The organism is Mycobacterium sp., from assembly GCF_035499775.1.
Lineage (GTDB): Bacteria > Actinomycetota > Actinomycetes > Mycobacteriales > Mycobacteriaceae > Mycobacterium.
In genome coordinates this window covers 1-24892 of record NZ_DATJYB010000042.1, presented here as the reverse complement: position 1 = coordinate 24892, position 24892 = coordinate 1, and the positions used below count along the sequence as shown (strand labels likewise).

At 66.0% G+C, this 24892-nt stretch carries 19 protein-coding genes and 1 pseudogene; 16 read left to right on the top strand and 4 right to left on the bottom strand.

What is annotated here, in order from left to right:
- From VML93_RS02625 to VML93_RS02610, 4 genes are all read left to right on the top strand, one after another.
- Window positions 1-915, top strand: a 915-nt coding sequence (locus tag VML93_RS02625) for an LLM class flavin-dependent oxidoreductase (protein WP_325607383.1), incomplete at its 5' end; no start/stop codon positions are given.
- A gap of 21 nt (window positions 916-936) precedes the next feature.
- The gene (locus VML93_RS02620) at window positions 937-1746 is read left to right on the top strand and encodes a coniferyl-alcohol dehydrogenase (protein WP_325607381.1); all 810 of its coding nucleotides are present in this window, start codon (window positions 937-939) and stop codon (window positions 1744-1746) included.
- A 14-nt stretch (window positions 1747-1760) separates the two neighbouring features.
- Window positions 1761-2744, top strand: coding sequence for a cyclase family protein (locus VML93_RS02615; protein WP_414686266.1), 984 nt, complete (start codon window positions 1761-1763; stop codon window positions 2742-2744).
- Entirely contained in the window at window positions 2744-3562 is an 819-nt protein-coding gene (locus tag VML93_RS02610; protein WP_325607377.1) for an alpha/beta hydrolase, read from the top strand. Before VML93_RS02615 ends, VML93_RS02610 begins: the two co-directional genes overlap by 1 nt.
- A 5-nt stretch (window positions 3563-3567) precedes the next feature.
- Here VML93_RS02610 and VML93_RS02605 read toward each other — a convergent pair whose 3' ends face one another.
- Complete coding sequence (locus tag VML93_RS02605; protein ID WP_325607375.1) at window positions 3568-4575, bottom strand: alpha/beta hydrolase family protein; 1008 nt, start codon at window positions 4573-4575, stop codon at window positions 3568-3570.
- A gap of 126 nt (window positions 4576-4701) precedes the next feature.
- On the opposite strand from VML93_RS02605, the gene VML93_RS02600 reads away from it, so the two are divergent.
- From VML93_RS02600 to VML93_RS02585, 4 genes are read left to right on the top strand one after another with little or no spacing between them, the layout of a single operon-like run.
- Window positions 4702-6096: a wax ester/triacylglycerol synthase family O-acyltransferase gene (locus VML93_RS02600; protein WP_325607373.1), complete on the top strand. Its 1395-nt coding sequence runs from the start codon at window positions 4702-4704 to the stop codon at window positions 6094-6096.
- Between the two features lie 22 nt (window positions 6097-6118).
- Window positions 6119-6667 carry a nuclear transport factor 2 family protein gene (locus VML93_RS02595; RefSeq protein WP_325607371.1) on the top strand — a complete coding sequence of 183 codons (549 nt, stop codon included), beginning with the start codon at window positions 6119-6121 and terminating at the stop codon, window positions 6665-6667.
- A gap of 1 nt (window position 6668) precedes the next feature.
- A complete protein-coding gene (locus VML93_RS02590; protein WP_325607369.1) occupies window positions 6669-8321 on the top strand; it encodes an AMP-binding protein in 1653 nt (550 codons plus the stop codon).
- Between the two features lie 10 nt (window positions 8322-8331).
- Window positions 8332-9873 (top strand): FAD-binding protein, encoded by a 1542-nt coding sequence (locus tag VML93_RS02585; RefSeq protein WP_325607367.1) that lies wholly within the window; start codon window positions 8332-8334, stop codon window positions 9871-9873.
- A 34-nt stretch (window positions 9874-9907) separates the two neighbouring features.
- Here VML93_RS02585 and VML93_RS02580 read toward each other — a convergent pair whose 3' ends face one another.
- Window positions 9908-11317: a wax ester/triacylglycerol synthase family O-acyltransferase gene (locus VML93_RS02580; protein ID WP_325607365.1), complete on the bottom strand. Its 1410-nt coding sequence runs from the start codon at window positions 11315-11317 to the stop codon at window positions 9908-9910.
- Between the two features lie 178 nt (window positions 11318-11495).
- Here VML93_RS02580 and VML93_RS02575 point away from each other — a divergent pair, with 178 nt between their 5' ends.
- From VML93_RS02575 to VML93_RS02560, 4 genes are read left to right on the top strand one after another with little or no spacing between them, the layout of a single operon-like run.
- Window positions 11496-13079, top strand: coding sequence for an acyl-CoA synthetase (locus VML93_RS02575; protein ID WP_325607387.1), 1584 nt, complete (start codon window positions 11496-11498; stop codon window positions 13077-13079).
- Complete coding sequence (locus VML93_RS02570) at window positions 13076-14050, top strand: alpha/beta hydrolase fold domain-containing protein (RefSeq protein WP_325607363.1); 975 nt, start codon at window positions 13076-13078, stop codon at window positions 14048-14050. The genes VML93_RS02575 and VML93_RS02570 overlap by 4 nt, the downstream gene beginning before the upstream one ends.
- A gap of 10 nt (window positions 14051-14060) precedes the next feature.
- Entirely contained in the window at window positions 14061-14858 is a 798-nt protein-coding gene (locus tag VML93_RS02565) for an SDR family oxidoreductase (protein ID WP_325607361.1), read from the top strand.
- A 31-nt stretch (window positions 14859-14889) separates the two neighbouring features.
- Entirely contained in the window at window positions 14890-15660 is a 771-nt protein-coding gene (locus VML93_RS02560; protein WP_325607360.1) for a glucose 1-dehydrogenase, read from the top strand.
- A gap of 62 nt (window positions 15661-15722) precedes the next feature.
- On the opposite strand, the gene VML93_RS02555 is transcribed toward VML93_RS02560, so the two are convergent.
- Window positions 15723-17447, bottom strand: a complete 1725-nt coding sequence (locus VML93_RS02555) for a multicopper oxidase family protein (RefSeq protein ID WP_325607358.1) — start codon at window positions 17445-17447, stop codon at window positions 15723-15725.
- 124 nt (window positions 17448-17571) lie between these two features.
- Between VML93_RS02555 and VML93_RS02550 the strand changes: the two genes are divergently transcribed.
- Both VML93_RS02550 and VML93_RS02545 read left to right on the top strand, forming a co-directional pair.
- Window positions 17572-17979: a hypothetical protein gene (locus VML93_RS02550; RefSeq protein ID WP_325607356.1), complete on the top strand. Its 408-nt coding sequence runs from the start codon at window positions 17572-17574 to the stop codon at window positions 17977-17979.
- Window positions 17980-18042: 63 nt separating this feature from the next.
- Window positions 18043-19197: pseudogene (locus tag VML93_RS02545) on the top strand (MDR family MFS transporter); the annotation flags it as partial.
- 24 nt (window positions 19198-19221) lie between these two features.
- Here the strand turns inward: VML93_RS02545 and VML93_RS02540 are convergent.
- The gene (locus VML93_RS02540) at window positions 19222-20406 is read right to left on the bottom strand and encodes a serine hydrolase domain-containing protein (RefSeq protein ID WP_325607354.1); all 1185 of its coding nucleotides are present in this window, start codon (window positions 20404-20406) and stop codon (window positions 19222-19224) included.
- Between the two features lie 144 nt (window positions 20407-20550).
- On the opposite strand from VML93_RS02540, the gene VML93_RS02535 reads away from it, so the two are divergent.
- Together VML93_RS02535 and VML93_RS02530 are read left to right on the top strand one after the other, a co-directional pair.
- The gene (locus VML93_RS02535; RefSeq protein WP_414686265.1) at window positions 20551-23874 is read left to right on the top strand and encodes a helix-turn-helix transcriptional regulator; all 3324 of its coding nucleotides are present in this window, start codon (window positions 20551-20553) and stop codon (window positions 23872-23874) included.
- Window positions 23875-24115: 241 nt separating this feature from the next.
- The coding region (locus VML93_RS02530) for a PPE family protein (protein ID WP_325607352.1) at window positions 24116-24892 on the top strand (777 nt) is incomplete at its 3' end.

Here is a 24892-nt window from a genome sequence, read left to right as displayed (position 1 = left end):
GCACAGTGGGAAGAGGCCCTCGAGGTCGCGATCCGCTGCATGATCGAAGAACCCTTCACCGGATTCAAGGGCGAGCACATCGAGATGCCGGCCCGCAATGTGATTCCCAAGCCGATGCAAAAGCCGCACCCGCCCGTCTGGGTCGCCTGCACGCGCCCGGCCAGCGTGCAGATGGCAGCCCAAAAGGCTATCGGTGCTTTGAGTTTCGCCTACACCGGCCCCGGACCGCTCGCCGAACGGGTGAACGGCTACTACAAGGAGTTCGAGGAGAACGGCGCCCCCGTCACACCGGCGATCAACCCGAACATCCTCGCTATCGGTGGCGACCTGTCGATGATGGTCGCCAAGACCGACGAGCAGGCACTCGAACGCCTCGGGCAGGGCGGGGGATTCTTCTCGTTCGGGATCATGCACTACTACATGACCGGCGTGCACACGCCGGGGCGGACCGGGGTGTGGAAGCGCTATCTCGAAGAGGTAGCGAAGGACCCGACGCTGGCGTACGGTCCCGGCCGCGGCGCGATCGGCTCTCCCGCCACGGTGCGTGAGTTCCTGCGCGGCTACGAGGAGAGCGGCGTCGACGAAATCATCCTGCTGCTCAACCCGCGCAGCCACGAGGGCACCATGGAGTCCATCGAGCTGATGGGCAAAGAGGTGCTGCCCGAGTTCATCGAGCGCGACGCTAAGGCGGTGGCCGACAAGGCCACGCGACTGGCGCCGGTCATCGAGAAGGTCGAGGCGCGGCGGGCGGAATCCACCGCCCCGCAATTCGACGAAAACTACTCATTCGGCGGCCTACCCACGGGCCGCGGCGGTAAATTCACCGCCAGCGAGATTCCCGAGGCCATGGCGGAGATCAACGAGGGTCGCGTCCAGGCGGCGCAGCGGCTGAAGGAACAGCAGCAGAAGAAGTGATGCACAGAAGCTGATTGAGCCTTGCAACGAATCGACGAGCTGTGGCGCTACGACGGCCGCCGCGCGGTGGTGACCGGTTGCGCGTCGGGCATCGGCGAACATGTGGTGCGTCAGCTCACCGAACTCGGCGCTGACGTCATCGGACTGGACAAACGGCGGCCGGCGTTCGAAATCAGCGACTTTCGTGAAGTCGACCTCGCCGACCCCTCGTCGATCGACCGTGCGGTGACCGGCATCGATGGGCAGGTCGACACGCTGTTCAATGTCGCCGGTGTGTCCTCCGGCATCGGGGATCCGCCGCTGGTCGTCACGATCAATTTCCTGGGTCTGCGGCGTTTCACCGAGGCACTGATCCCACGGATGCCCGCGGGTTCATCCATCGTGAGCGTGTCCTCGCTCGCGGCGGCCGGCTACCGGGAACATCAACGGGCGGTGGCGCCCCTGTTGAATACCGACACGATGCAGGCAGGTATCGACTGGTGCTTCAGTCACCCCGATGAGCTGGGCAATGGCTATCAATTGTCCAAGGAAGCGATCATCCTGTACACCGTGCGGAGTGCGACTCCATTGGGCGCGCGGGGTATTCGGATCAACTGCACCGGGCCCGGGGTGACCGAGACCCCGATACTGGATCAGCTGAGGACCGCCTACGGGCAGGGGTTCCTCGATGAGATCCCCAAGCCGTTGGGTCGCGTCTCCGACGCCGCTGAACAGGCATCGGTGCTGATATTTCTGAATAGCCGTGCCGCCAGCTATATTTCGGGCCAGGTGGTGTGGGTCGACGGCGGAAACGTCGCCGCTGCGATCGCCCGTGAACTCGAGGAAGGATAGGCGCCGTGGCCACCATGTCTGAGTTTCGCCAAGCCGCCCGCGATGTCTCCAACTGGGGACGCTGGGGAGCTGACGACGAGCTTGGCACGCTGAACTTCATCACCGCGGAGAAGGTCGCGCAGGGGGCGAGCCTGGTCCGGCACGGCAAGGTGTTTTCGCTCGGCGTGGACTTCGGCGCGTCAGGACCGCAGGGCGCCTTCGAGTTTCGGCACAACCCGGTCCACATCATGACGGTGGACGGCGGCGACGCGCAAACACTCGCCAAGTACGGGCCCGGCTGGGAGCGTAACCCGTTGGCGCACCAGCTGAGCCGCTACATGCCCGCCGACAATCCGTTCCGTTTCAACGACGACATCATCATCATGCCGTTGCAGGCGGCCAGCCAGTGGGATGCGCTGTCGCACGTCTACTACGAGGATCAGCTCTACAACGGCTTCCCGTCGGATTCGGTGACGAGTCTGGGGGCCTACCGCTGCGGCATCGACAAGGTGGACGGCAAGGGCATCACGTCACGCGGCGTGTTGCTGGACCTGGTTCGCCATCGCGGCGCGGACGTCTTCCTCGAAGCCGGCAACCCGATCACACCGGAAGAACTCGACGACGTCGTTCGCGCCCAGAAGGTGACCGTAGGGCGGGGCGACATCGTGCTGATCCGGACCGGCTGGTGGACAAGGTTTCTGATGACCGGCAACAAGACCGAAGGCTACTCCGGGCTGGACTGGCGATGCGCCCGGTGGCTACACGGCCGCGAGATCGCCGCCGTCGCGGCCGACAACCTCCAGGTCGAAGACCTGGTATCGGGAGTCGAGGGGCTAACCTTCCCGCTGCATCTGCTCTGCCTGCGCGACATGGGAATGATGTTCGGCGAGTACTGGGACCTCGCCGCGCTGGCAGATGACTGCGCCGCGGACGGCGTATACGAGTTCCAGCTCGTCGCGCCGCCGTTGCGAGTTGTCGGCGGCGTGGGCTCCCCGGTGAATCCGATCGCGATCAAGTGATGGAGATCCGGCGCCAGACCATGCTGGTCGACGGGCTGGTCACCGGCTATCTGGAGGCCGGCGACGGCGACCCGGTGGTGCTGCTGCACGGCGGCGAATTCGGCGCCAGCGCCGAACTCGGCTGGGAACGCAATATCGCCGCACTTGCCGAGCATTACCGAGTGCTGGCGCCCGACCAGTTGGGGTTCGGACAGTCGGCCAAGGTCATCGACTTCGTCGACGGCCGCGGAATGCGGATTCGGCATGTGGCCCGCTTCTGTGAGCTGCTCGGCATCGACTCGGCACACTTCGTCGGCAACTCGATGGGCGCCATCAACCTACTCGCCGACGCCACCTCGGATGCACCGCTGCTGCCGGTTCGCAGCCTGGTGATCATCTGCGGCGGCGGAGAAATTCAGCAGAATGAGCACTTTCAGGCGCTCCAACAGTACGACGCCACCCTGCCCGCCATGCGGCGCATCGTCGAGGCGCTGTTCTATGACGCCCGCTATCCGGCCGACGAGGAGTACGTGCGGCGTCGCTATGAATCGAGCACCGCACCCGGAGCGTGGGAAGCCGTGGCCGCGGCCCGTTTTCGCCGTCCTGATGCGGCCGCGCCGCCCACCCCGACAACCGCGCGGCCCTATGAGCGCATCGGCGTGCCGACGCTTGTCGTCGAAGGAGGCAACGACAAGCTACTTCCCACCGGCTGGGCCGCGCAGATCGCCAAGCAGATCGAGGATGCACGTTCGGTGGTGGTCGACAGCGCCGGACATTGCCCGCAGATCGAGCAGTCGCCTACGGTCAACGAATTGCTGCTGGACTTCTTGGGTCGGTAAGTCGGTTACGCCAGGGCGCTTCGCAGGAAGTGGGTCACGAACGCCTTTGTCTGCCGCGACCGCAGGTAACCGGTATGGCCCGCCGGATAGCGGTGAACCGGTGAACCCTGCCACGCCTGCGCGAGTGCGGCAGCATGTTCGGCGGGTACCAGCCGGTCCGTCCGCCCGGCGAACAAGGCCAACCGATTCGGTGGCACCTTCGGCGAAAGAGTAAGCGGGGAAACGACTCTGAACGTGTCTCTGGCGGCGTCGCCGCCCAGTATGTCCCGATACTCCACCGGCGCGCGATGATGTGTCATCAGCGTGAGCACGTCGGTGAACGGTATGCCCGCGACGACGGCGTCGACCGGTTCGATTCCTGCCAGCAGCGCGGCAAGGTAGCCACCCAGGGACAGCCCGTACACGCCGACCGCCTCTCCGCCGACCAGTCGAATCCAATGAATCAGCCGGCGGATATCCCAAATCGACTGAGTGATCGCGTGCAACGTCATCGCCAGGTCCAACGACAGCAACCGCCCGTCTCCCGGCGATCTGCGCGGACCGTGAAAAGGCAGCACCGGCACCGCCACATTGAAGCCAAGTTTCTGGTGAAAATGGTTTGCCCATAACAAGATCAGGTCGAAGCGCGACGCGCCCATGCCGAACCCGTGTAAGCACACCACCCATGGCCGGGCGGGCGTGCGATGCCGAAGCAGCCGCACCTGGACGGCGTTGTTGGGTGTACCGCGGCGCCAACGGTCAGCGGCGGGTTCGATGCTGCGCGGGTAGAACCCTGAAGGAAATACCGCCAATTCGTGCCGGCGTGGCCAGGCCCGGCAGGCAATGGTCGTCACGTCATCGGCACTCAGACACTGCGGCAGGCGGTGGTATGTCGCGGGATCCGCCGACCATCCGTGGTCGTCGAGTACCGCCGCGGCGGACGCGACTTCGGCGCCCGTGCGCTGGGCCAAGTGCGGCAGCGCTTTTGGTTGACTGGCGCGCACAAACGCCAGCGCTGCGTCATCGAGAGTCATACGTGGCGACGGTAGAGCGGTACGCGGGCGCCGGCAAAGGACTGTCTCACCCATCGGGAAGGGGCCGGCAATCCGCGCACCGCTGTAAGTACGTTCGCACCAACGCGAATGAATGGAGTCCCAGTGGTGAAGCGACTATCCGGTATGGATGCGATGTTCCTGTCGATGGAGGGCGCCACCGCGTGGCCCCAGCACACGCTGGGGCTGATGATCCTAGATCCCAGCTCGGTGCCCGGCTTTGGCTTTGACACCGTGCGCAACCATGTGCAGAGCCGGCTGCCGTATCTTCCGCAGTTTCGGCGCCGCATCCAGGAGGTCCCGTTTCGATTGGACCGGCCGGTCTGGGTCGACGATCCCGACTTCAGGCTGGATGCCCACCTGCATCGGGCGGCGCTTCCGTCTCCGGGCGGTCCCGCGGAACTCGCCGAGGTGATCGGGGTGATACTCGCCCGGCCGCTGGATCGGCGACTGCCGCTCTGGGAAGGCTGGTATCTGGAAGGCCTCGAAGGCGGCCGGGCCGCGTTCATTGCCAAGACGCACCACGCGATGGTCGACGGGGTTTCGGGAGCCGGCCTGGCCTCCGTGTTGTGCGACGTGACAGCCGAAGCGGTGCCGGCGTCGGCGAATGACGCTGCGGGCCAAGCGGCGCCGCGTCGATCGAGCGTCGAGCTGCTGGCCCGCGGAGCCCTGTCCGCGGCGGTGTTGCCGCCCAAACTGGCTCGGTACCTGCAGCAAACGGTGGGCGGCGCGGTCACGACGATCCGCCATCTGCGTCGGCCGGAACCGCCCCCACGGCCAATGAGCGCCCCTCGTGCCTCCTTCAACGGCGCGATCGGGCCGCGCCGCGAATTCGCCTATTGTTCTTTGGCATTGGACGACATCAAGCATGTCAAGAATCACTTCGGCGTCAAAGTAAACGACGTGATCCTCACCGTCGTTGCCGGGGCGATCAGGGACTATCTGGTCAAACGTGACGCACTCCCGCAGCGCCCGCTGCTGGCCACCGTCCCGATGTCGACCCGCGCGCCCGAAGATGTCGAGCTCGGCAACCTTGTGCATCCGATGGTCGGCTCCCTGGCCACCGATATCGAGGATCCGGTTGCCCGGTTGGCGGCGATTCACCAAGGCATGAACAGCGCAAAGAACCTGGCCGAAGATTTGACGAAGAAGCAATCCGTCGGACTGACTGACATTGCGCCGCCGATGCTGTTCGGCGCCCTGCTGCGCGCCTATCAGGCGGCTAACCTCGAGCAGCGATTGCCGTTGAACACGAACTTGATCGTCTCTAACGTGCCCGGTCCGCCGTCACAACTGTTCCTGGCCGGCGCGCCGATCGAGCACATCGTCCCGGTCGGCCCGCTGGCGGTCGGAATGGGGATGAACGTGACGGTGTTCAGCTACGGCCCTCACGTCGACGTCGGTGTTCAGGTCGACCCCGAATTAGTCGATGATGCATGGGAACTCGTGTCCCATGTCGCCGAAGAACTCGATCGGCTCGTGGTCGCGACGGCCGACCGATGAATCACAACAGAAGGGGTGGCCCGTGGCCGTAATCGATCCCACCCGGACCTGGGCGCCGCTGGAGAAACGGCTGGCCGACACCACCAGCGAACGTCAGCGCGTCGTGCTCAACGCCGTGATCGAGCACATGAAGGCTGAAGCCGCACCGGATCTGCAGCGACTGATGGCAACGTTGTGCCCGAGCCCCGATTACCACTTCTGGGGCCCCGACGGGGATAGCGGGCCGAAGACCACCGAAGGTGTGCGGACGTATTACACCGACTTCGTGGCCACCCGGACGAATGTGCTCGAGTACGAGCTACAGCGGCTCGTCGTCGACGACCATTGTGTGGTGACCGAGGGGCTGCTCAAGCAGATCTATCCGGGCGTCGAGGCGGCGCGCTTGGGCATTCCGGTCGACGATGTCGATGCCGACTACCTGATCGTGTTTCGGCAGTTGCTGCTGTGGCCGGTCGACGAGAATGGGTTGATCGAAGGTGAGGACTCTTACAATCCGGGTGTGGTCAGCGTGACCAAACTGTCCCGAGAGGATCTGCCCCAGAAGTATGTCGAACTCGTATACCCGGCCTGACATGCGGGCCGACATCGCGACGATGCTGTTCGATCGTCTCGGCGACGAGCACCTTGGGCTGCGCACCCGCGACCGGGATTGGACCTGGGACCAGGTGGTTCGCGAGTCGGCGGCACGCGGGGAGCTGGCGCGGTCGATGCGGCGCGCCGGTCCGTTCCATATCGGCGTGCTGCTGGAGAACGTGCCCGATTTCGTGTTCTGGCTGGGTGGCGCCGCGCTGGCCGGGGCGGCGATCGTCGGCATCAACCCCACCCGGGGCGCTGAAGGCCTGGCCGCGGAGATCCGCCATGCGGACTGCCAGATGTTCGTCACCGACGCCGCGGGCGCCGACCGGCTACGCCGCCTGGACCTCGGACTGGAGCAGGATCGAATCTTGATCGTCGACGACCCCGGCTACGCTCGGCGCCTCGACGCACATCGCGTCGAACCCGCGATTTCTGCTGGGGTTGACCAGGATTCGTTGTTCCTGTTGCTGTTCACCTCGGGAACGACGGGCGCATCGAAGGCGGTGAAGTGCAGCCAGGGCCGGCTGGCCCGGATCGCCTACGCGGCGACCGAGAAGTTCGGTCACCACCGCGGGGACGTGGAGTACTGCTGTATGCCGCTGTTCCACGGCAACGCCATCATGGCGCTGTGGGCGCCCGCGCTGGCGAACGGCGCCACCGTCTGCCTGACGCCGTCGTTCACAGCATCGCGATTCCTGCCGGACGTGCGGTATTTCGGGGCGACGTTCTTCACGTACGTGGGCAAGGCGCTGGCCTATCTGATGGCCACGCCGGAGCGGCCTGACGATCTGGACAACCCGTTGGTGCGCGGGTTCGGCACCGAGGCGTCGCCGCACGATCAGAGCGAGTTCCGCCGCCGCTTCGGCGCGGAGCTGTTCGAGGGATACGGGTCCAGCGAGGGCGGGGCGGTGGTGGCTCGCGATCCCGCCGCACCTGCCGGCGCGCTCGGCCGGCCGGCGCACGCCGGCGTCGCGGTGGTCGACCCGACGACATTGCGGGACTGCGCACCAGCGGATCTCGACGAGCATGGGCGCGTGCACAACCCCGACGAGGCCGTGGGCGAGATCGTCGACAAGTACGGCACCCGCAACTTCGAGGGGTATTGGCGCAACGACGCCGCCGACGCCGAACGCATCCGCAACGGCTGGTATTGGACCGGGGATCTCGGCTACCTCGACGCGGCAGGGTTCATGTACTTCGCCGGACGGCGCGGCGATTGGATCCGGGTCGACGGCGAAAACATCTCCGCGCTGACCATCGAGCATGTCCTGCGCCGCCACCCCCGGGTGGTCGCCACCGGGGTTTACGCGGTTCCCGACCCGCGCTCCGGGGACCAGGTGATGGCGGCCATCGAGGTCGCCGACCCCGAGGAGTTCGACGCCGACGAGTTGGCCGCCTACCTGGACAACCAGGAAGACCTGGGCAACAAGGGATTTCCGCGATTTCTGCGGATCTCGGCCAGCCTGCCGGTCACCGGCTCGAACAAGGTGCTGAAGCGTGAGCTGCAGCAGCAGCGGTGGCACACCGACGAGCCGGTGTATCGGTGGACCGGGCGCGGTGGGACGCCTGAGTACCACCGGATGACCGCCGACGAAAAGCGGTCACTTGATTCAGAATTCGGTAGACACGGGCAACAGCGCTACGCGTAGGAGTACCAGGATGATCCAGTGGGACGAAGAGTGTGACGTGTTGGTGGCCGGCTCCGGTGCCGGCGGAGCCACCGGTGCCTACACCGCGGCCCGCGAGGGACTCGATGTGCTGCTGGTTGAGGCGACCGACAAGTTCGGTGGCACCACCGCGTACTCCGGCGGCGGCGGGGTGTGGTTCCCGTGCAATGCGGTGTTGGCGCGCGCCGGTGTCGACGACACGATCGAGGATGCGCTGGAGTACTACCACGCTGTCGTCGGTGACCGCACGCCCTACGAACTGCAGGAGACCTACGTCCGCGGCGGCGCCCCGCTGATCGAGTACCTCGAGGCCGACGACCTCATCAAGTTCGAAATACTGCCCTGGCCGGACTATTTCGGCAAGGCACCCAAGGCCCGGTTGGATGGCCGGCGGCATATTGCCGTGCGACCGATGCGGGTTTCGAAGGCCCCGGAACTGCGTGACGTGATACGTGGCCCACTGGATCATGATCGGCTGGGGGCGCCGGTGCCCGACCAGTATTTCGTCGGTGGCCGCGCGTTGATCGCCCGGCTTCTGGCGGCGACAACGCGTTATCCGACGGCGGCGCTGCGGTTGAACACCGCGCTGGTCGAGTTGGTGCTCGAGGACGACGCGGTCGTCGGCGCGATCGTCGAGACCGACGGGCAGCGTCGGGCGATACGTACTCGTCGGGGTGTGCTGCTGGCCTCCGGCGGATTCGAGGGCAACGCCGAACTCCGCCGGAAATACGGCGTGCCGGGCCAGACGCGAGACACGATGGGCCCGTCGGGAAATCGCGGACAGGCGCATCAGGCCGCCATCGCGATCGGCGCCGATATCGATCTGATGGACCAGGCCTGGTGGTCGCCGGGTTTGACACATCCCGACGGCCGCTCCGCGTTCGCGCTGTGGTTCACCGGAGGGATCTTCGTCAACCAGGACGGCGAGCGGTTCGTCAACGAGTCCGCCGCCTACGACCGCATCGGTCGGGTGGTCGTCGCGCAACTGGCGGATGGGTCAATCACGTTGCCGTACTGGATGATCTACGACGACAAGGAAGGCCAGGTGCCGCCGGTCAAGGCCCCCAACGTGTCGATGGTCGAGCCGGAGAAGTACGTGGCCGCCGGCCTCTGGCACACCGCCGACACACTGGATGAGCTGGCCGGCAAAATCGGTGTGCCGCCAGCGAATTTGGTGGCGACGGTGGCGCGGTTCAACGAGTTCGTCGACAACGGTGTCGACGGGGATTTCGGTCGTGGTGACGAGGCGTACGATCGCGCGTTCTCCGGCGGTGAGTCGCCGCTCGTCGCGATCGACCAGGGACCGTTTCATGCGGCGGCATTCGGCATTTCCGACCTCGGCACCAAGGGCGGCTTGCGCACCGACACCGCGGGCGCCGTCGTGGACATGTCCGGCAACCGCATCCCGGGCCTGTACGCGGCCGGCAACACGATGGCCGCGCCAAGTGGAACGGCGTACCCGGCCGGCGGCACCCCGATCGGCACCAGCATGGTGTTCAGCCATCTTGCGGTAAGGGACATGGCGCGGCGGTAGCGTCCATCCGTGAGCAGACGCAGAATCGCACGATTCAGCTCTGCAAAGTGCGATTCTGCGTCTGCTCGCGAGCCCGGGTGGCCAGTTCGTCGAGCACCCGGGGAATCCCCTCGGCGATCTCCCAGATGTCGGGCACGTGGTCGCTGCACGCCTGCATGCCGATGGTCATGTCGGCGCCATAGCTCCAGCCGGTGAAGTTCAGGCCGTAGGGATAGACGATCGGGCCCACCGAGATCAACTTCTCGATCGGCGCCCCGGCGAAGTACAGCCGCGCCTTAGGGCCCGGGACATTCGACGCGATCAGGCTGTAGGTGGGGCGCTTCTTTGTCGCCGCCCCGACGATCGGTAGCGCACGCCCGTAGAACCAGAACAGCGGCCAATACTCCATCCAGTCGCCGAACAGCCACAGGTCGCGCTCGTCGTGCACCGCGCGGGCCGCCTTTGTATTGGCCGAGATTTGCCGCAGTCGCTTGACAGGGTCGGCCAGGTCGGTGGCCAGCGAGGCATACCAGGTGGTCACCTGGTTACCCCAGTCCACCTCCGCGCCGGGCGGCCGAATCGCCACCGGGACAACGGCGGACAGCGGCTCGGCGGTCAGCTCGCCATGCCGGTCGAGATATGACCGGACGGCGCCGCCGCACGCCGCGAGATATACGTCGTTGACCGTCACCCCGAAGGCACTCTTGATTTCCTTGATCATGTTGAGGTCGCAGGTGACATAGGCGAATTCGCGCCGCGCGGTGAACGGTGCGTTGAACCGGGCCGACGGCGCGGCGAATGCGTCGGCGAAACCGGGCCGGCCGGCCTTACGACGGGCGCGAACCGTCTTGATCGTCCGCGCGGAACGCGCCAGCACGCCGGGGAACCGCGCGGCCGCCGCACCTTGATGGCTGAAGACAGTCCGGTACCACTCTGCGGGGTTCGGCCGGGGCTCGTCGGCCAGTGACTGCCCGACGGTCGGCAACGGTGCGGACGGGTCGGAGCTGAAGATGCTTTCCAGCAGCCGCAGCGACGCCATGCCGTCGGCGACGCTGTGATGAAGCTTGAACACCAACGCGATTCGGCCGCCGGCGAGCCCGTCGACGTACCAGAGCTGCCAGGCAGGACGCCTCCGGTCGAGTGCACCCAAGTTGATCTTGCCGATCTGCGCCGACAGTTCCCGATCGCCGCCGGGCGCCGCCGCGCTGGCACGCCTGACGTGGTAGTCGAGGTCGATCCGGGGCCGCTCGATCCACCAGGGCCGGCCCAGCCGCGGCTGCAGCAACTGCCAGCGCAACGGCTCGATCCGCTCCACCAGGGCCGGGATCGCGGCGCGGACCACCTCGAAGGTGATCGGTTGGTGCGCCGCGGAGGGGTCGAGCACCACCGCTTTGATGGTGTGTTGGGGCTGGGTGCTGCTTTCCTGTTTCAGGAACAGGTTGTCGACACCGGTGAGACGGCGCATCCGGTTACCTCCAATTCGCTCGGTTATAGACAACCGGCTGGGGCGTGCCGCGGCGGCATGAATTCCCGATGAACGGGAAGCTGCACCCTGCTGTTTTGCCCGCACACATACCGTAACGACCGTGAATAGACGACGACTGAGCCGGGCTCGCCGGAAGCTGGACAACCTGGCGGTGACGATGCAGAGTCTCCGTGTGTTGCGCGAATCCGGTCTGTCCGGCGGCCCGCGAGACGGAATGCGATCCTTCGTGTCCGCCAAGAAGTACGGGCCGTTCGCCGGAGTTATCGAAAGCGCCGCCCACCGCGACCCCGCCGCGGTGGCGATCACCGACGAGGCCGGCGATGTGACATTCGCGCAATTGAATGGGCGAGTGAACGCGCTGGCGCGGGCCTGGTCCCGCGCCGGAGTGAGCCCGGGCACGGTGCTTGCCGCGTTGTGCCGCGACCACCGCAACCTGATCACGGTCATCGCCGCGGCGAGCAAGGCCGGGGCACGTCTGGTGCTGATGAACACCGGGTTCGCCAAGCCGCAATTCGCCGATGTCGTTCGCCGCGAAGGGATTTCGGTGTTGGTGTACGACCACGAGTTCAGCGGCTTACTGGACGCTGTCGACGGATCCGTCCGCAGATTCTTGTCCGACCCGTGGCCGAACCCGGACTCGGCTGCGGAGACCCTGGAACGGCTGATCGCCTCGACGTCCGACGCGCCGGTGCAGGCGCCGGCAAAACCCGGCGGTCTGACCCTGCTGACCAGCGGGACCTCCGGCACCCCGAAGGGCGCGCCGCGCGAGAAGGCGTCACCGCTGTTCTCCGCGCAGCTTCTGGACCGGGTGCCGCGGCGCCGCGGCGAGACCTGCTATGTGGCCGCACCGGTGTTCCACGGCACCGGGCTGGGTCAGGCCGTGCTGTCGCTGGCGCTCGGCAATCGGCTGGTGCTGCGCCGCAGGTTCGATCCCGAAGCGGCGTTGCGCGCCGTGCAGGATCATCGGTGCGACGTGTTGGTGGTCGTTCCGACCATGCTGCAGCGGATCCTGGCACTGCCGGAGGATGTCCTGGACAAGTACGACACCTCTTCGCTGCGAATCATTTTCGCGTCCGGATCGGCGATGGCTCCGGATCTGGTCAGGCGAGCGATGCACCGGTTCGGCCCGGTGCTCTACAACCTGTACGGCTCGACCGAACTGGCGGTGATGACCGTCGCGATGCCCGAGGATCTCGTCCACAACCCGGCGACGGCGGGCCGGCCGCCGGTCGGATGCCGCGTGGCGCTGTACGACGACGCGGGCAACCCGGTCACGACGGCGGGGACGGTCGGCCGCATCTTCGCGGGCAACGTCGTCTCATTCAACGGCTACACCGACGGGCGGACGAAGGAAGTCATCGACGGTCTGCTCAGCAGCGGCGATGTCGGCCACTTCGACGGCACCGGACGGCTCTACGTCGACGGTCGCGACGACGACATGATCATCAGCGGCGGCGAGAACGTCTACCCGCTGGAGGTGGAAAACCTGATCGGTGGACATCCCGACGTGGACGAGGTTGCGGTACTCGGGGTGCCCGATCCGGACTTCGGGCAACGGCTCAAAGCCTATGTCGTGCTGTCCCAAGGCGCTTCGGCCGATGCCGAAGTGATCAAGGACTATGTGCGCGCCAACCTTGCCCGGTACAAGGTGCCCCGCGAGGTGGAGTTCCGCGCCGAACTGCCCCGCAACGCCACCGGCAAGCTGCTACGCAATAGGCTCGAGCCTGAGGCGGTCAAATGACACAAGCAGATGGTGCCGTCGAGACGGCTAAAGACGAAGTCGCGCGGCGTATGTCAGCGGCGTTCGCGTCGATGCGCGACGGCAGCGCTGATGCGGAGGAGGTGCGGGAAAGCTTGCGGGCCAGCCGCAAGCCGCGCAAACACATTCCGGTCGCGCAGGTGCAGAACCGCACCATTCCAGGGTCGGACGGCTCCGGCGAGATACCGGTGCGCATCTACCACCCACTTGAACCGGATTCCTCGGCTGCCGGGCCTCCGCTGATGGTGTACCTGCACGGCGGTGGCTTCGTGTTGTGCGATCTCGATTCGCACGACGCGTGCTGTCGTCGGCTGGCGAATGGAGTTGGCGCGATTGTGGTTTCGGTCGACTACCGTCTCGCTCCGGAACATCGGTTCCCCGCCGCGCTGGACGACGCGTGGGCGGCGACCCAGTGGGTGGCGGCCCATGCAACCGAACTCGGCGGAGACCCAAGCCGTCTCGTGTTGGCCGGAGACAGCGCCGGCGGCAATCTGGCCACGGTCGTGTGCATGATCGCCCGCGACCGCGGGGGCCCGCCGATCGCATTTCAGGTGCTGATCTACCCGGTCGTGGACCAGCGCCGTAAACCTTCCGCGTCACACACGCGTTCGGCGCCCGGTGTGCTGACGATCGATCACATGCGCTGGTTCACCGAGCAATATCTGGGGCCCCACGGCGACCGGCTCAATGTGCTTGCGTCACCGCTACTCGCCGAACTGGCCGGTTTGCCGCCGGCACACGTCGTCATCGGCGACGTCGATCCGCTCTGTGACGAGGACGAGGAGTATGCACGACGGCTGCAGGCCGCAGGTGTGGCCACCACCGTTCGGTGCTACCCCGGCATGTTCCACGGCTTTTTCAACCTGCCCGACGATATCCCCACCGCCGAACAGGCCAATGCGGATGTGTGCGCGGTAGTTCGGGAAGCACTGACCAACCCTGTTCCGTCGTAAAGGAATTCCCATGAGGCTCAACAACGCTCGTGTACTGATCACCGGGGCCAGCCGTGGGCTGGGCCGCAGCATCGCCGAAGTGGTTGCCCAGCGTGGCGCCGAGGTTGCGCTCGTCGCCCGCAACGGCGAGACCCTCGAATTGCTGGCCAGGGAACTCGGCGGCAAGGCATACCCGACCGACCTCACCGACCCGGCGGCCGTCGGCACGTTGGTCGAGCGGGTGGAGCCCGACGGACCGGTCGATGTGCTGATCAACAATGCCGGATTGGACTGCGTGCGGCTGCTGCCGGACGTCTCCGCGCAGGAGATGCGGGATCTCCTGCAGGTCAACCTGTTAGCGCCGATGGAACTCTGCCGCCAGCTGATGCCCCGGATGATGGGGCGCGGCCGCGGACACATCGTCAACGTGTCGTCGATGGGGGCGGTGAGCGTCAGTCCCGGGGTCACCGTCTATGCCACGTCGAAGGCCGGGCTGAGCCATTTCACGGCCGGCATCCGTGCCGAACTGCGGGGCAAGCCGGTCGGAACGACACTGGTGCAGATCGGTGCGGTCAAGACCGACATGATCGACGGCATCCGTAAATTCGGGCCGGCCCGACGGGCGATCGAGCGTTCCCAACGGTTGCACATGCTGCCGCGCGAGGACCTGGAACCCGAAGTCGTGGCCAACGCGATCGCCGACGCGATCGAGCGCGAAAAGCGGTATGTCACGTTGCCGCGTCGCATCGCGGCATCCGCGATCCTGACCGAGCTCCCCCGGAAGATGAGCGCGGCCATGCTCGTCGGAATCGACATGAGCGCCGACTAATGATGGCAAGCAGACGCAAGGAGTTTGTTAGATGAGTTCGAATCAATTGGCGGGCAAGGTCGTCATCGTCACGGGCGGTGCGCGCGGACTTGGCGCCGCGTTCAGCCGCCACATCGTCGCCAGGGGCGGCAAGGTGGTGATCGCCGACCTCCTCGACGACGACGGCAAGCGGCTTGCCGACGAACTCGGCGAGTCCGCGCGCTATGTGCATTTGGACGTCAGCGACCCCGAGCAGTGGGCGCAGGCGGTCGACTACGCCACCGCTGAGTTGGGGCGGCTGGACGGGCTGGTCAACAACGCCGGGGTGTCGACGGGGCAGTTCATCGAGAATGAGCCCGTCGAGCACTTCCGGTCGGTCCTCGAGGTGAACTTGGTGGGGGTGTTCAGCGGCATCCAAGCGGTGATTCCGTCGATGCGTGCGGCGGGTGGCGGCTCGATCGTCAACATCTCTTCTTCCGCAGGGCTTTTCGGTCTTGCGCTCACCGCCGGCTACGGAGCGTCGAAGTGGGGAGTCCGCGGGCTGACGAAGATCGCCGCGGTAGAGCTGGCCGGCGACCGCATTCGGGTCAATTCGGTGCATCCCGGGATGACCTACACGCCGATGACCGAGCGGGTGGGAATCCAGGTGGGTGAGGGCAACTACCCGAACACTCCCATGCGGCGAGTCGGCCTGCCCGACGAGATCGCCGGCGCGGTGGGCTATCTGCTGTCGGACGATGCCGCGTACACGACAGGGGCCGAGATCGCGGTCGACGGCGGCTGGACAGCGGGTCCCACCGTGCAGTACGTCATGGGACAGTAGCGCGAGCAGACGCAAAAGCACCCGCCGAGCGTGCGGGTGCTTTTGCGGTCTGCTCGCCACTCTCAAAAGAGGTAGTCCAGGCGGGTCTGCATGCCGGCGTCCTGGTGATAGGTGTTGTGGCAGTGCAACTGCCACAAGCCCGGATTGTCGGCGACCAGCACGGCGCTGACCTTCTGCTTCGGCAGCACGATGACGGTGTCCTTGCGGGCCCCGAGACTGCCGTCGGCCTTGATCAGCTGGAAGGTGTGGCCGTGCAAATGTATTGGGTGCCACATCATCGTGGTGTTGTCGAAAGTGATGGTGGGCCGCTGGCCCTGCCGAATGTGCAACGGATTGGTCTTGCTGTAGGGCTCGCCGTTGATCGTCCAGTCGTATTTCGCCATCGTGCCGCCGAGGACAACCGACAAGTTGAGGTTGGGTTCGGCCCGACCCAAGTTGACTGGCGTTGTGGCGGTGAACATTTCGACGACGCCCACCCGCTTGCCGAGTTCGGCCGGCATAAATCCCGCGTCGGGCGGGCTGCCCGACCCGGTAGACAGCAGCGCCCGCGCCAGCGCGTTCTTCCCTTCCGCGGCCGCCACCAGCGGGAAGACGCCGTCTCCGGCGGTCACGATGACGTCGTAGCGTTCGGCCATGCCGATCAGCAGCGCGTCGACCTTGGTGGGCACCACCGGATAGCCGTCGGTGTGGGTGACGGTCATCGAATGCCCGCCCAGCGCGACGCGAAAGGCGGTGTCGGAGGCCGTGCTTATGAAGCGGATTCTGATCCGTTGGCCCGGTTGCGCCTTGAAGGTCGTGGGAGCCGCCGGAATTCGCCCATTGATCAGGTAGTAGGGGTAAGCGATGTCTCCGGCGTCTCCGCCGAGCAGGTCACTTTTGCCGACGCCGTTCCCGGACGTCCCCGGCATGCCCGGCATCTCCGACGCTGACGAAGTCGTCGAACTTGTCCCGGAGGATCCGCTCGTCCCAGAGGTCCCGGAGGTCCCAGAGGTCCCAGAGGTTCGGCTTGTCCCGCTCGGCGTCGAACTCGGCGTCGTGGTCGAGGTCGGCTTGGTCGTCGTGGTGGTCGTTGTCGTCGAAGTCGTCCCGCTCGACGTGGTCGTCGGGGGCATACTCGGCATGCTGCGCTTGTTCGGGTCCGTCAACTCGTCGTAGAGCTGTTGCGGCGATTTTCCGACGCCGTCGGTCCAATCGTCGAGGACGACAATCCATTCAGCGTCGTAGTTGCCCGCCTCGGTCGGGTCGTCGATGATGACCGGAAGATACAGACCCATGTCGGCGTCCAGACCGGTGTGCGGATGGCCCCAGTAGGTCCCCACGTTCGGGACCGAGAAGCGGTAAGTGAAGTCTTGGCCGGCGGCGATGTTCGGGGTAGCCGGCTCAGCGCCGTCCATGTCGTTGCGCAGCGCAATGCCGTGCCAATGCAACGACGTCGGATGGTCGAGCCGGTTTGCGACCGTGACCGCCAGCCCGTCTCCAACTCTGGCCCGGATGGTGGGCCCCGGAATGGTGTTGCCGTAGGCGAATGTGCGAGCGGTTACTCCGCCCAGGTCGATCTCCGTCTGCTGGGCGGTCACGGTGGCGGTAACGGTGCGCCCGCTGTGCGGTCGGGTCGCTTCGGTCGCGGCGATCGCGGCGGCCATCTTGGCTGCGCTGTCCGATGCCTGGGGTTTGGATCCGCCGCAGGCCGCCAGCGCGAAGCCACCGGCGATGCCGGCGGCCATGAAGCCGCGTCTGGTGAGCCGTGCTTTGTCGAATGGCACCCCGCTGGTGGGCAGCACTGGCATTAAGCACTCCTCGTCTGGTGTCGATACCTCCGGAGGCTTTATACCGTGCTCGGGTAAAAGGCGGACCGCAAGCGCTGAGAACAACCGCTTTACAATATACCCCCATGGGGTATACAGTGGCGACGTGCACAGCCTGCCTTTGGTGTGGACGCGATTCGCAATCGTCGCGGTCGCTCTAGCCTGGGCATTTGTCCTCATCGGTGGCCAATGCGGGCTCCTCGAGGTTCAGCCTGACGCGGCAAATCCGAACCATGCATCGGCGACATCGCCGGGCGCCGAGCTCGCGGTCGACGTCAACCACGCGCACCTTTCCGACAACTCGATTCCGCCGTGCCCAGAGCAGTTCGCGGCAGCTGTGCTGCCGCAGTCGGCCATCCCACCGATCGCATCCGTCACGGAGTTGACGGCCGCCGCCAGCGCCGGATTGCTGAGCTACCTCGTCGTGTCGATCGGGCGTGGCCCGCACGCGACGTTCGTTTCCGCGAGTGCCGGTCAAGACATCTTGACCCGGTTCTGCCTGTCTCGTCGCTGACTGGTCAGCGCCAGGCCATGGCGGCTTTTCGCCGCGGCCGGTGACCGCTGACCCTGTGTGCTGATGATCAACCAGTTCGACATCAACCTCGGTTTCTACATGCTGATGCCGTATCTAGCCGACTATCTGTCCGGCCCACTGGGGCTGGCCGCCTGGGCGGTCGGTCTGGTGATGGGGGTGCGCAACTTCTCCCAGCAGGGCATGTTCTTCCTGGGCGGCACGCTGGCCGACCGGTTCGGTTACAAACCGCTGATCGTCGCCGGATGTCTGATCCGGACCGGTGGGTTCGCGTTGCTGGTAGTCGCGCAGTCGCTGCCGAGCGTGCTGATCGCCTCGGCGGCAACGGGTTTCGCTGGCGCGCTGTTCAACCCCGCGGTCCGGGCCTATCTGGCGGCCGAGTCCGGGGACCGCAAGGTGGACGCGTTCGCGATGTTCAACATCTTCTACCAGGCGGGCATCTTGCTCGGCCCGATGGTGGGGTTGGCGTTGTTGGCGCTGGACTTCCGGATGACGGTGCTGGGGGCGGCGGCCGTGTTCGCGGTGCTGACGGTTGCACAACTGTTCGCACTACCCCGGCACGCGGCTGACCGGGAGAGCGAACCGACCTCGATCCTGCACGATTGGCGCACCGTCGTGCGCAACCGACGGTTCCTGGGCTTCGCCGCCGTCATGACCGGTGCTTATGTGCTGTCCTTCCAGATCTATCTGGCGCTGCCCATGCAGGCGTCGGCGCTGGCGCCACGCCACCAATCCCTTTTGGTGGCAACGATGTTCGCGGTGTCGGGCCTGGTGGCCATCGTCGGCCAGCTGCGTATCACCCGCTGGTTCGCCGCGCGCTGGGAGGCCGGACGCAGCCTGGTGGTCGGCGCGATGATCCTGGCGGTATCGTTCGTGCCGCTCGCGGTGATTCCGAACGGCGGACGGTTCGGAACCGCCACTGCGGTCACGGCCTTGCTGCTGTCGGCCAGCCTGCTCGCCGTCGCCTCGGCGGCGCTGTTTCCCTTCGAGATGCGCACCGTGGTCGCGTTGTCAGATGACAAGCTGGTGGCGACGCACTACGGCTTCTACAGCACCATCGTCGGCGTCGGCATCCTCGTCGGCAATCTTGCGGTCGGGTCGCTGATGGGTGTGGCGCACCGCCTGCGCGCCGACGAAATGGTCTGGGGTGGACTGATTCTCATGGGGATCACCACGGTGCTCGGGCTGTACCTGCTCGACGGCGGTTCCGCAAGGCGCCGTCGCTCAGCGAACGGCCTGGTAGATCAGTCGGGCGTACTTCTGGGTGCGGTCCGACCCCGCGGCGGTGACTTGCCCCATCTTGTTCATCACGTAGGCGATCGTCATCCGGCGGTCGAGATCCATGACCACGATCGAGCCGCCCCAGCCACCCCAGAAGCAGATCCGCCCGAGCGGAATGTCGGGCACCGCTTCCGGTTTCGGCAACGCGTAGCCGATACCCCAGCGTGCCGGCATGCACAGCACCAGATCGATGCCGTCCGCCTGCTCCTGGAAGATCAGGTCGGTTGTTTCCGGGCGCAGGAACCGCGCTCCGTTGACCTTGCCGCCCAACGAGATTGCCGACAGCGACCGTACCAGCGAGCGCGCGTTGCCGTGTCCATTGGCGGACCCGACGTCGGCGCGCCGCCAGGCTGTCGTCTCGGCCATCAGTGCAGCTTCGGGATTCGGTGCCATCACGGCGAAGGTCTTTCGCATCGGATGATCCTCGGGCACCGCGTCCAACGGTACGTCCAGCGGCGGCGGTGGGATCAGCTCGGCGATGCGGCTGTCGTCTTCGGGTCGCGAGCCGATCTGAATGTCTGCGCCTAACGGTTCCGCGATTTCGCTACGGACGAATTCTTTGAGCGTGATGCCGCTGATGCGGCGGACGATCTCTCCGATTAAGTGCCCGCTGGTCAACGCGTGGTACCCGGACGCGGTACCGGGCTTCCACCACGGGGCCTGCTCTGCGAGCCGCGCGGTGGACTTCTCCCAGTCGTAAACCTCGTCGATGGTGAACGGCATCTCCCAGCCCGAGACCCCGGAGGTGTGACTGAGGACGTGGCAGACTTCGACGTCGTGTTTGCCGTTCGCGGCGAACTCCGGCCAGTACTTCGCGACAGGCGCGTATGGATCCAGCTGACCGCGGTCGATGAGCAGCAGCGCCGCCAGGGAGGTGACGTTCTTGGTGCTGGAGAAGACGTTGACGATGGTGTCCTGGTTCCACTGCCTGGTCTTCGCTCGGTCGACGTATCCGCCCCACATATCGACGACCAGCTCGCCGTCGATGTCGATCGCGATGGCCGCGCCGAGCTCGCTCCCGGTGGTGATCTCGTCGGCGAGGGCGGCGGCGACGCCGGCGAAGCGCCGGTCGCAGTGCCCCGCAAGGACGGCATCGACAGCGGTTTCGCAGAATTGTTGTTGGGTCATTGGTGATCTCCTCATTCGTGGTTCCCTCGACTATGAGGTGCGGGTCGACCGAAGATCATTGGTCAGATTGCGTAATTTTGGGCGGCCGCGGCTGCGCCGTTTTCTACGCACTTGCGCTGATGCTGTACGACCCCGGCGCGTCGGATGCTGGCTAACATGGGTGAATCTGATCCCCGCGCGGATACGCGGCCGGTGAACGGGAGCGAGCTGGGCGTGAGCGAACTGCCGACCGGAACCGTGACGCTGCTGCTGGCAGACGTCGAAGGTTCCACCGGCCTGTGGCAAAGGTCCCCCGCCGAGATGACCGAAGCGGTGGCACGCCTGGACGCGACGTTGTCGCAAATGGTGGATGTCCACAACGGGGTGCGCCCGGTCGAACAAGGCGAGGGCGACAGCTTCGTGATCGCGTTCGCCCGGGCCAGCGACGCGGCGGGATGCGCCCTGGCGTTGCAGCTAGCCCCGTTGGCGCCGCTTCGCCTGCGCATCGGTTTGCACACCGGGGAGATTCAGCTGCGCGACGAGACGAACTACGTCGGCCCCACCATCAATCGGACCGCCCGGGTGCGCGACCTGGCCCACGGCGGCCAAACCGTGCTGACGGCCGCTACCGAACAGCTTGTCGTCGATCACCTGCCGCAGGGAGCGTGGCTGACCGACTTGGGCAGCCATCAACTGCGCGACCTCGTCCGCCCCGAACGCATCATCCAGTTGTGCCATCCCGATCTCCGCGTTGAATTCCCGCCGCTTCGAGACCCGAACGGTGTTGTCGCACGGACAGTTCCGGTGCCTCTGACCAGCTTTGTGGGCCGCACCGCCGAAATCGCCGAGCTCAGAAGGATTCTCGGTGATCACCGGATGGTGACGCTGACCGGTGCGGGCGGCGTCGGCAAGACGCGCCTGGCCGTGCAGCTTGCGGCGCAGCTCGCCGACGACATCAGCGCGCAAATCCATTACGTCGATCTCACCCCGATCACCGACCCCGACCTCGTCGAGGGGGCTGTCGCTGAGGCGGTGGGATTGCCCAATCAACCGGGCCGCCCGATCGTCGACACCCTCACCGCGCGCATCGCCGACCGTCAGGTGCTGATCGTGCTCGACAATTGCGAGCACTTGCTGGAAGAGACTGCGGCGCTGACGGTTGCGCTTCTAAGCCGTTGTCCGGCCGTGCGACTGCTGGCCACCAGCCGCGAAGCGCTGCACATCGCCGCCGAGGTGAACTGGCAGGTGCCCTCACTCGCGCTGGCCGACGAGGCCGTCGAGTTGTTCACCGACCGTGCCCGCCACGTCCGGCCCGACTTCACCATCACTGAAAGCAATGTCGAGGCCGTCACCGAGATCTGCCGCCGCCTTGACGGCATGCCGCTGGCCATCGAACTGGCCGCCGCCCGGATGCGGGCACTGTCGGCAGCCGACATCCGGGACAGCCTGCACGACCGCTTCCAGTTGCTCACCGGCGGAGCGCAGACCGCCGTGCGGCGCCAACAGACCCTGCGAGCTTCGGTGGACTGGTCGCACTCGATGCTCACCGACGCCGAGAGCGCGTTGTTTCGCCGGCTGGCGGTGTTCGCCGGGGGTTTCGACCTCGACGCCGCCGTGACCGTGTGTGGGGGTGCGGATGTGCCGCGCTATCACATGCTCGACCAGCTGACCTTGCTGGTGGACAAGTCACTGGTCCTTGCCGACAACATCGCCGACCGGGCGCATTACCGGACGCTGGAAACGATCCGCGAGTACGGACTGGAAAAGCTGGACGAGTCCGGTGAGGCCAAGGTCGTGCGCGCCCGGCACCGCGACTATTACACCGCGCTGGCCGCCGAGCTGGATACCCCCACGCGCAACGACTTTCGACGCAGCGCGGCCCGCGTCGAAACCGATATCGACAACCTGCGGGCCGCATTTGCCTACTGCTGCGACAACGATGACACTGCGGCCGCATTACAGCTGGCGTCGTCGCTGCAGCCGTTGTGGGAAGGCCGCGGACGGCTGCGAGAGGGATTGGCGTGGTTCGAGTCGATCCTCGGTAGCGACGGCTTCGACCCTGACGCGATCGAGCCACCAATACGTGCCCGCGCGTTGGCCGACAAAGCAGTCTTGGATTCCTTTACCGCAGCAACCGACACCCTGGAACAGGCCCACTGTGCCGTAGAAATCGCGCGCGGATTGGGCGATCCGGCGTTGCTGGCCCGAGCCCTGACAGCGTGTGGCTGCATCGCGGGCCTCGACTTTGAGCTGGCCGCAGGCTATTTCGCCGAGGCAATGGATTTGGCCCGGATGACGGGAGATGACTGGCGGCTCAGTCAGATCCTGGGCCGACAGTCCTATTTGGCTGCCATGGCCGGCGATCCGGTTGCGGCCGGCGCCCTCGGCCGCGAGGGAGCCGATGTGGCTGATGCCCTCGACGACTGGCGTAACGCGAATGTGTGTCGTTGGGCCGTGGGCATGGCCCAGATGTTTCGCGCCGATCTGGACGGCGCCATCGACACCTACCGCCGGGTTATCACCGACTGCGAATCCGACAGCGACGTCGCCGGCATGATGCTGTGTCTAATCAGCCAGGGCGGCGCCCTGGTGTACAAGGGTGATGTCGCCGCAGCCCGAAGTGTCGGCCGCGCCGCGATCACAGCGGGGGCAGAACTTGACATCATGCTCGAACGTGCGGCCACCACCATCATGGCTTTGGCTGCCATGCTCGCCGGCGATGTCGCCGCTGTTCGCGAACTCGGTGCGAAAGTCTGGGAGCTTCCCGGCGTACACCGCGGCTCGGTGGCAATCACCACCGTCACCTTATGTGCCCACTTCGACGGCGACCTGACCGGAGCGCAAGCACTGGCGGACGAGGCCGTCACCACCCTGGCCGGCTGGCACAAGATGTGGGCGCTGAGCATTCGTTCAAATATCGCGGCGGACCGGGGCGACAACGAGCAGGCCCGGCGCGACGCCTACCAGGCCTTATCCATCGCCGCGGACAATCAAGGTCGTCTTGCGCTCCCAGCGGTCCTGGAAGTTCTCGCGCGGCTGGCGGTGGGCGTTGGTAACCACGGCGACGCGGCCCGGCTCCTCGGCGCCGCGGACGCGATCCGCAACCGCACCGGCGAATTCCGTTTGCCCGTTTACCAAGACAGTTACGCGACAACGCTCGACGTTTGCCGTAACGAACTGGGGGAGGACGACTTTCAGGCGGCGTGGGCCGGGGGCGCGGCGCTGTCGGCCGATGATGCCATCACCTATGCGTTGCGCGGACGGGGCGAACGCAAGCGGCCCGCCAGCGGCTGGGCGTCATTGACCCCGACGGAACTCGACGTGGCCCGCCTGGTGAGCGAAGGACTGTCGAACAAGGACATCGCCGAACGACTGTTTGTCTCCCCACGCACGGTCCAGGCACACCTCACGCACATGTACACCAAACTCGGCTACACCTCCCGAGTGCAACTCGCGCAGGAGGCGGTGCGTCAAAACCGCCTTCCGTAGCTGGCGATCCGTTTCGCTGCAGTAGCACGGTTACGGCCGTGTTACTGTCTGCGATTCTGGCTTGCCATCGCTTCGGCGGCGTTGTTTGCTCTCGAAATGCCCACCGTGTCAATCAGGCCACGTGATGACGGTTGACGCTACGTCCGATAACGATTCCGATCGACTCTCGCGGCAACTGCCCGAAACCGCATAGTCAGCGGTTATGAAGAGCGCCAACGCGATTGACTCGGAGGCAAGCCGAATGGATTTCGGGGCATTACCGCCTGAGATCAATTCGGCGCGAATGTATTCGGGTTCCGGATCAGATTCGATGCTGGCGGCCGCGGCCGCCTGGGACAAACTGGCTGACGACTTGTACAGCACCGCAGCCGCCTTCAACGCGGTCGTCGTGGCGCTGACCGACGACGACTGGCGCGGTGACGCGGCGGACGCGATGGTCGACGCCGTGACCCCCTACGTGCGCTGGCTGACGACTACCGCTGAGCAGGCCGAAGCGGTCGCTGGCCAGGCCAGGGCCGCGGCGAGCGCATTCGAGAACGCGTTAGCCGCAACCGTCCCACCGCTGGTGATCGAAGCTAACCGCGCGCGGCTGGCGTCGCTGATCGCGGGAAATGCGATGAGTCTGGACACGCCGGGCATTACGGCCCTCGAGGCCGATTACGGCGAGATGTGGGCCCAGGACGTCTCCGCGATGTATCGCTACGCGGGCGCCTCGGCCCTCGCCACCAAGCTGACGCCGCTGGCGGCGCCGACGGTGGGTGACGACCCGCCCGGGTTGACGGGCGCGGACGCCGGCATACCGGACATGTTGGCTCAGGCGATGGCCGCGGTACCGCGAGCACTACGAAGTCTTGGCCGGCCGGCGCAGTCGGCGTCGGCCACCGCGGCGATGAACACCATGCTGCGGCTGCGACCGTTCCAGTCACCGGTGAGCGCCTTTGCGGCGACAATCAGTTCACCGGCGAGCATGACCTCGTCGGGCACCTCGGCCGCGGCGAAGAGCCCGGGCCTGCCGGAG

What these genes read in the sequence shown, in the direction of transcription:
- VML93_RS02535 (WP_414686265.1), top strand. Translation starts at nt 20,551, where the DNA reads ATGCTGGCTAACATGGGTGAATCTGATCCCCGCGCGGATACGCGGCCG.
- VML93_RS02560 (WP_325607360.1), top strand. Translation starts at nt 14,890, where the DNA reads ATGAGTTCGAATCAATTGGCGGGCAAGGTCGTCATCGTCACGGGCGGT.
- VML93_RS02585 (WP_325607367.1), top strand. Translation starts at nt 8,332, where the DNA reads ATGATCCAGTGGGACGAAGAGTGTGACGTGTTGGTGGCCGGCTCCGGT.
- VML93_RS02590 (WP_325607369.1), top strand. Translation starts at nt 6,669, where the DNA reads ATGCGGGCCGACATCGCGACGATGCTGTTCGATCGTCTCGGCGACGAG.
- VML93_RS02570 (WP_325607363.1), top strand. Translation starts at nt 13,076, where the DNA reads ATGACACAAGCAGATGGTGCCGTCGAGACGGCTAAAGACGAAGTCGCG.
- VML93_RS02580 (WP_325607365.1), bottom strand. Translation starts at nt 11,317, where the DNA reads ATGCGCCGTCTCACCGGTGTCGACAACCTGTTCCTGAAACAGGAAAGC.
- VML93_RS02615 (WP_414686266.1), top strand. Translation starts at nt 1,761, where the DNA reads ATGTCTGAGTTTCGCCAAGCCGCCCGCGATGTCTCCAACTGGGGACGC.
- VML93_RS02540 (WP_325607354.1), bottom strand. Translation starts at nt 20,406, where the DNA reads ATGACCCAACAACAATTCTGCGAAACCGCTGTCGATGCCGTCCTTGCG.
- VML93_RS02565 (WP_325607361.1), top strand. Translation starts at nt 14,061, where the DNA reads ATGAGGCTCAACAACGCTCGTGTACTGATCACCGGGGCCAGCCGTGGG.
- VML93_RS02610 (WP_325607377.1), top strand. Translation starts at nt 2,744, where the DNA reads ATGGAGATCCGGCGCCAGACCATGCTGGTCGACGGGCTGGTCACCGGC.
- VML93_RS02555 (WP_325607358.1), bottom strand. Translation starts at nt 17,447, where the DNA reads ATGCCAGTGCTGCCCACCAGCGGGGTGCCATTCGACAAAGCACGGCTC.
- VML93_RS02575 (WP_325607387.1), top strand. Translation starts at nt 11,496, where the DNA reads ATGCAGAGTCTCCGTGTGTTGCGCGAATCCGGTCTGTCCGGCGGCCCG.
- VML93_RS02605 (WP_325607375.1), bottom strand. Translation starts at nt 4,575, where the DNA reads ATGACTCTCGATGACGCAGCGCTGGCGTTTGTGCGCGCCAGTCAACCA.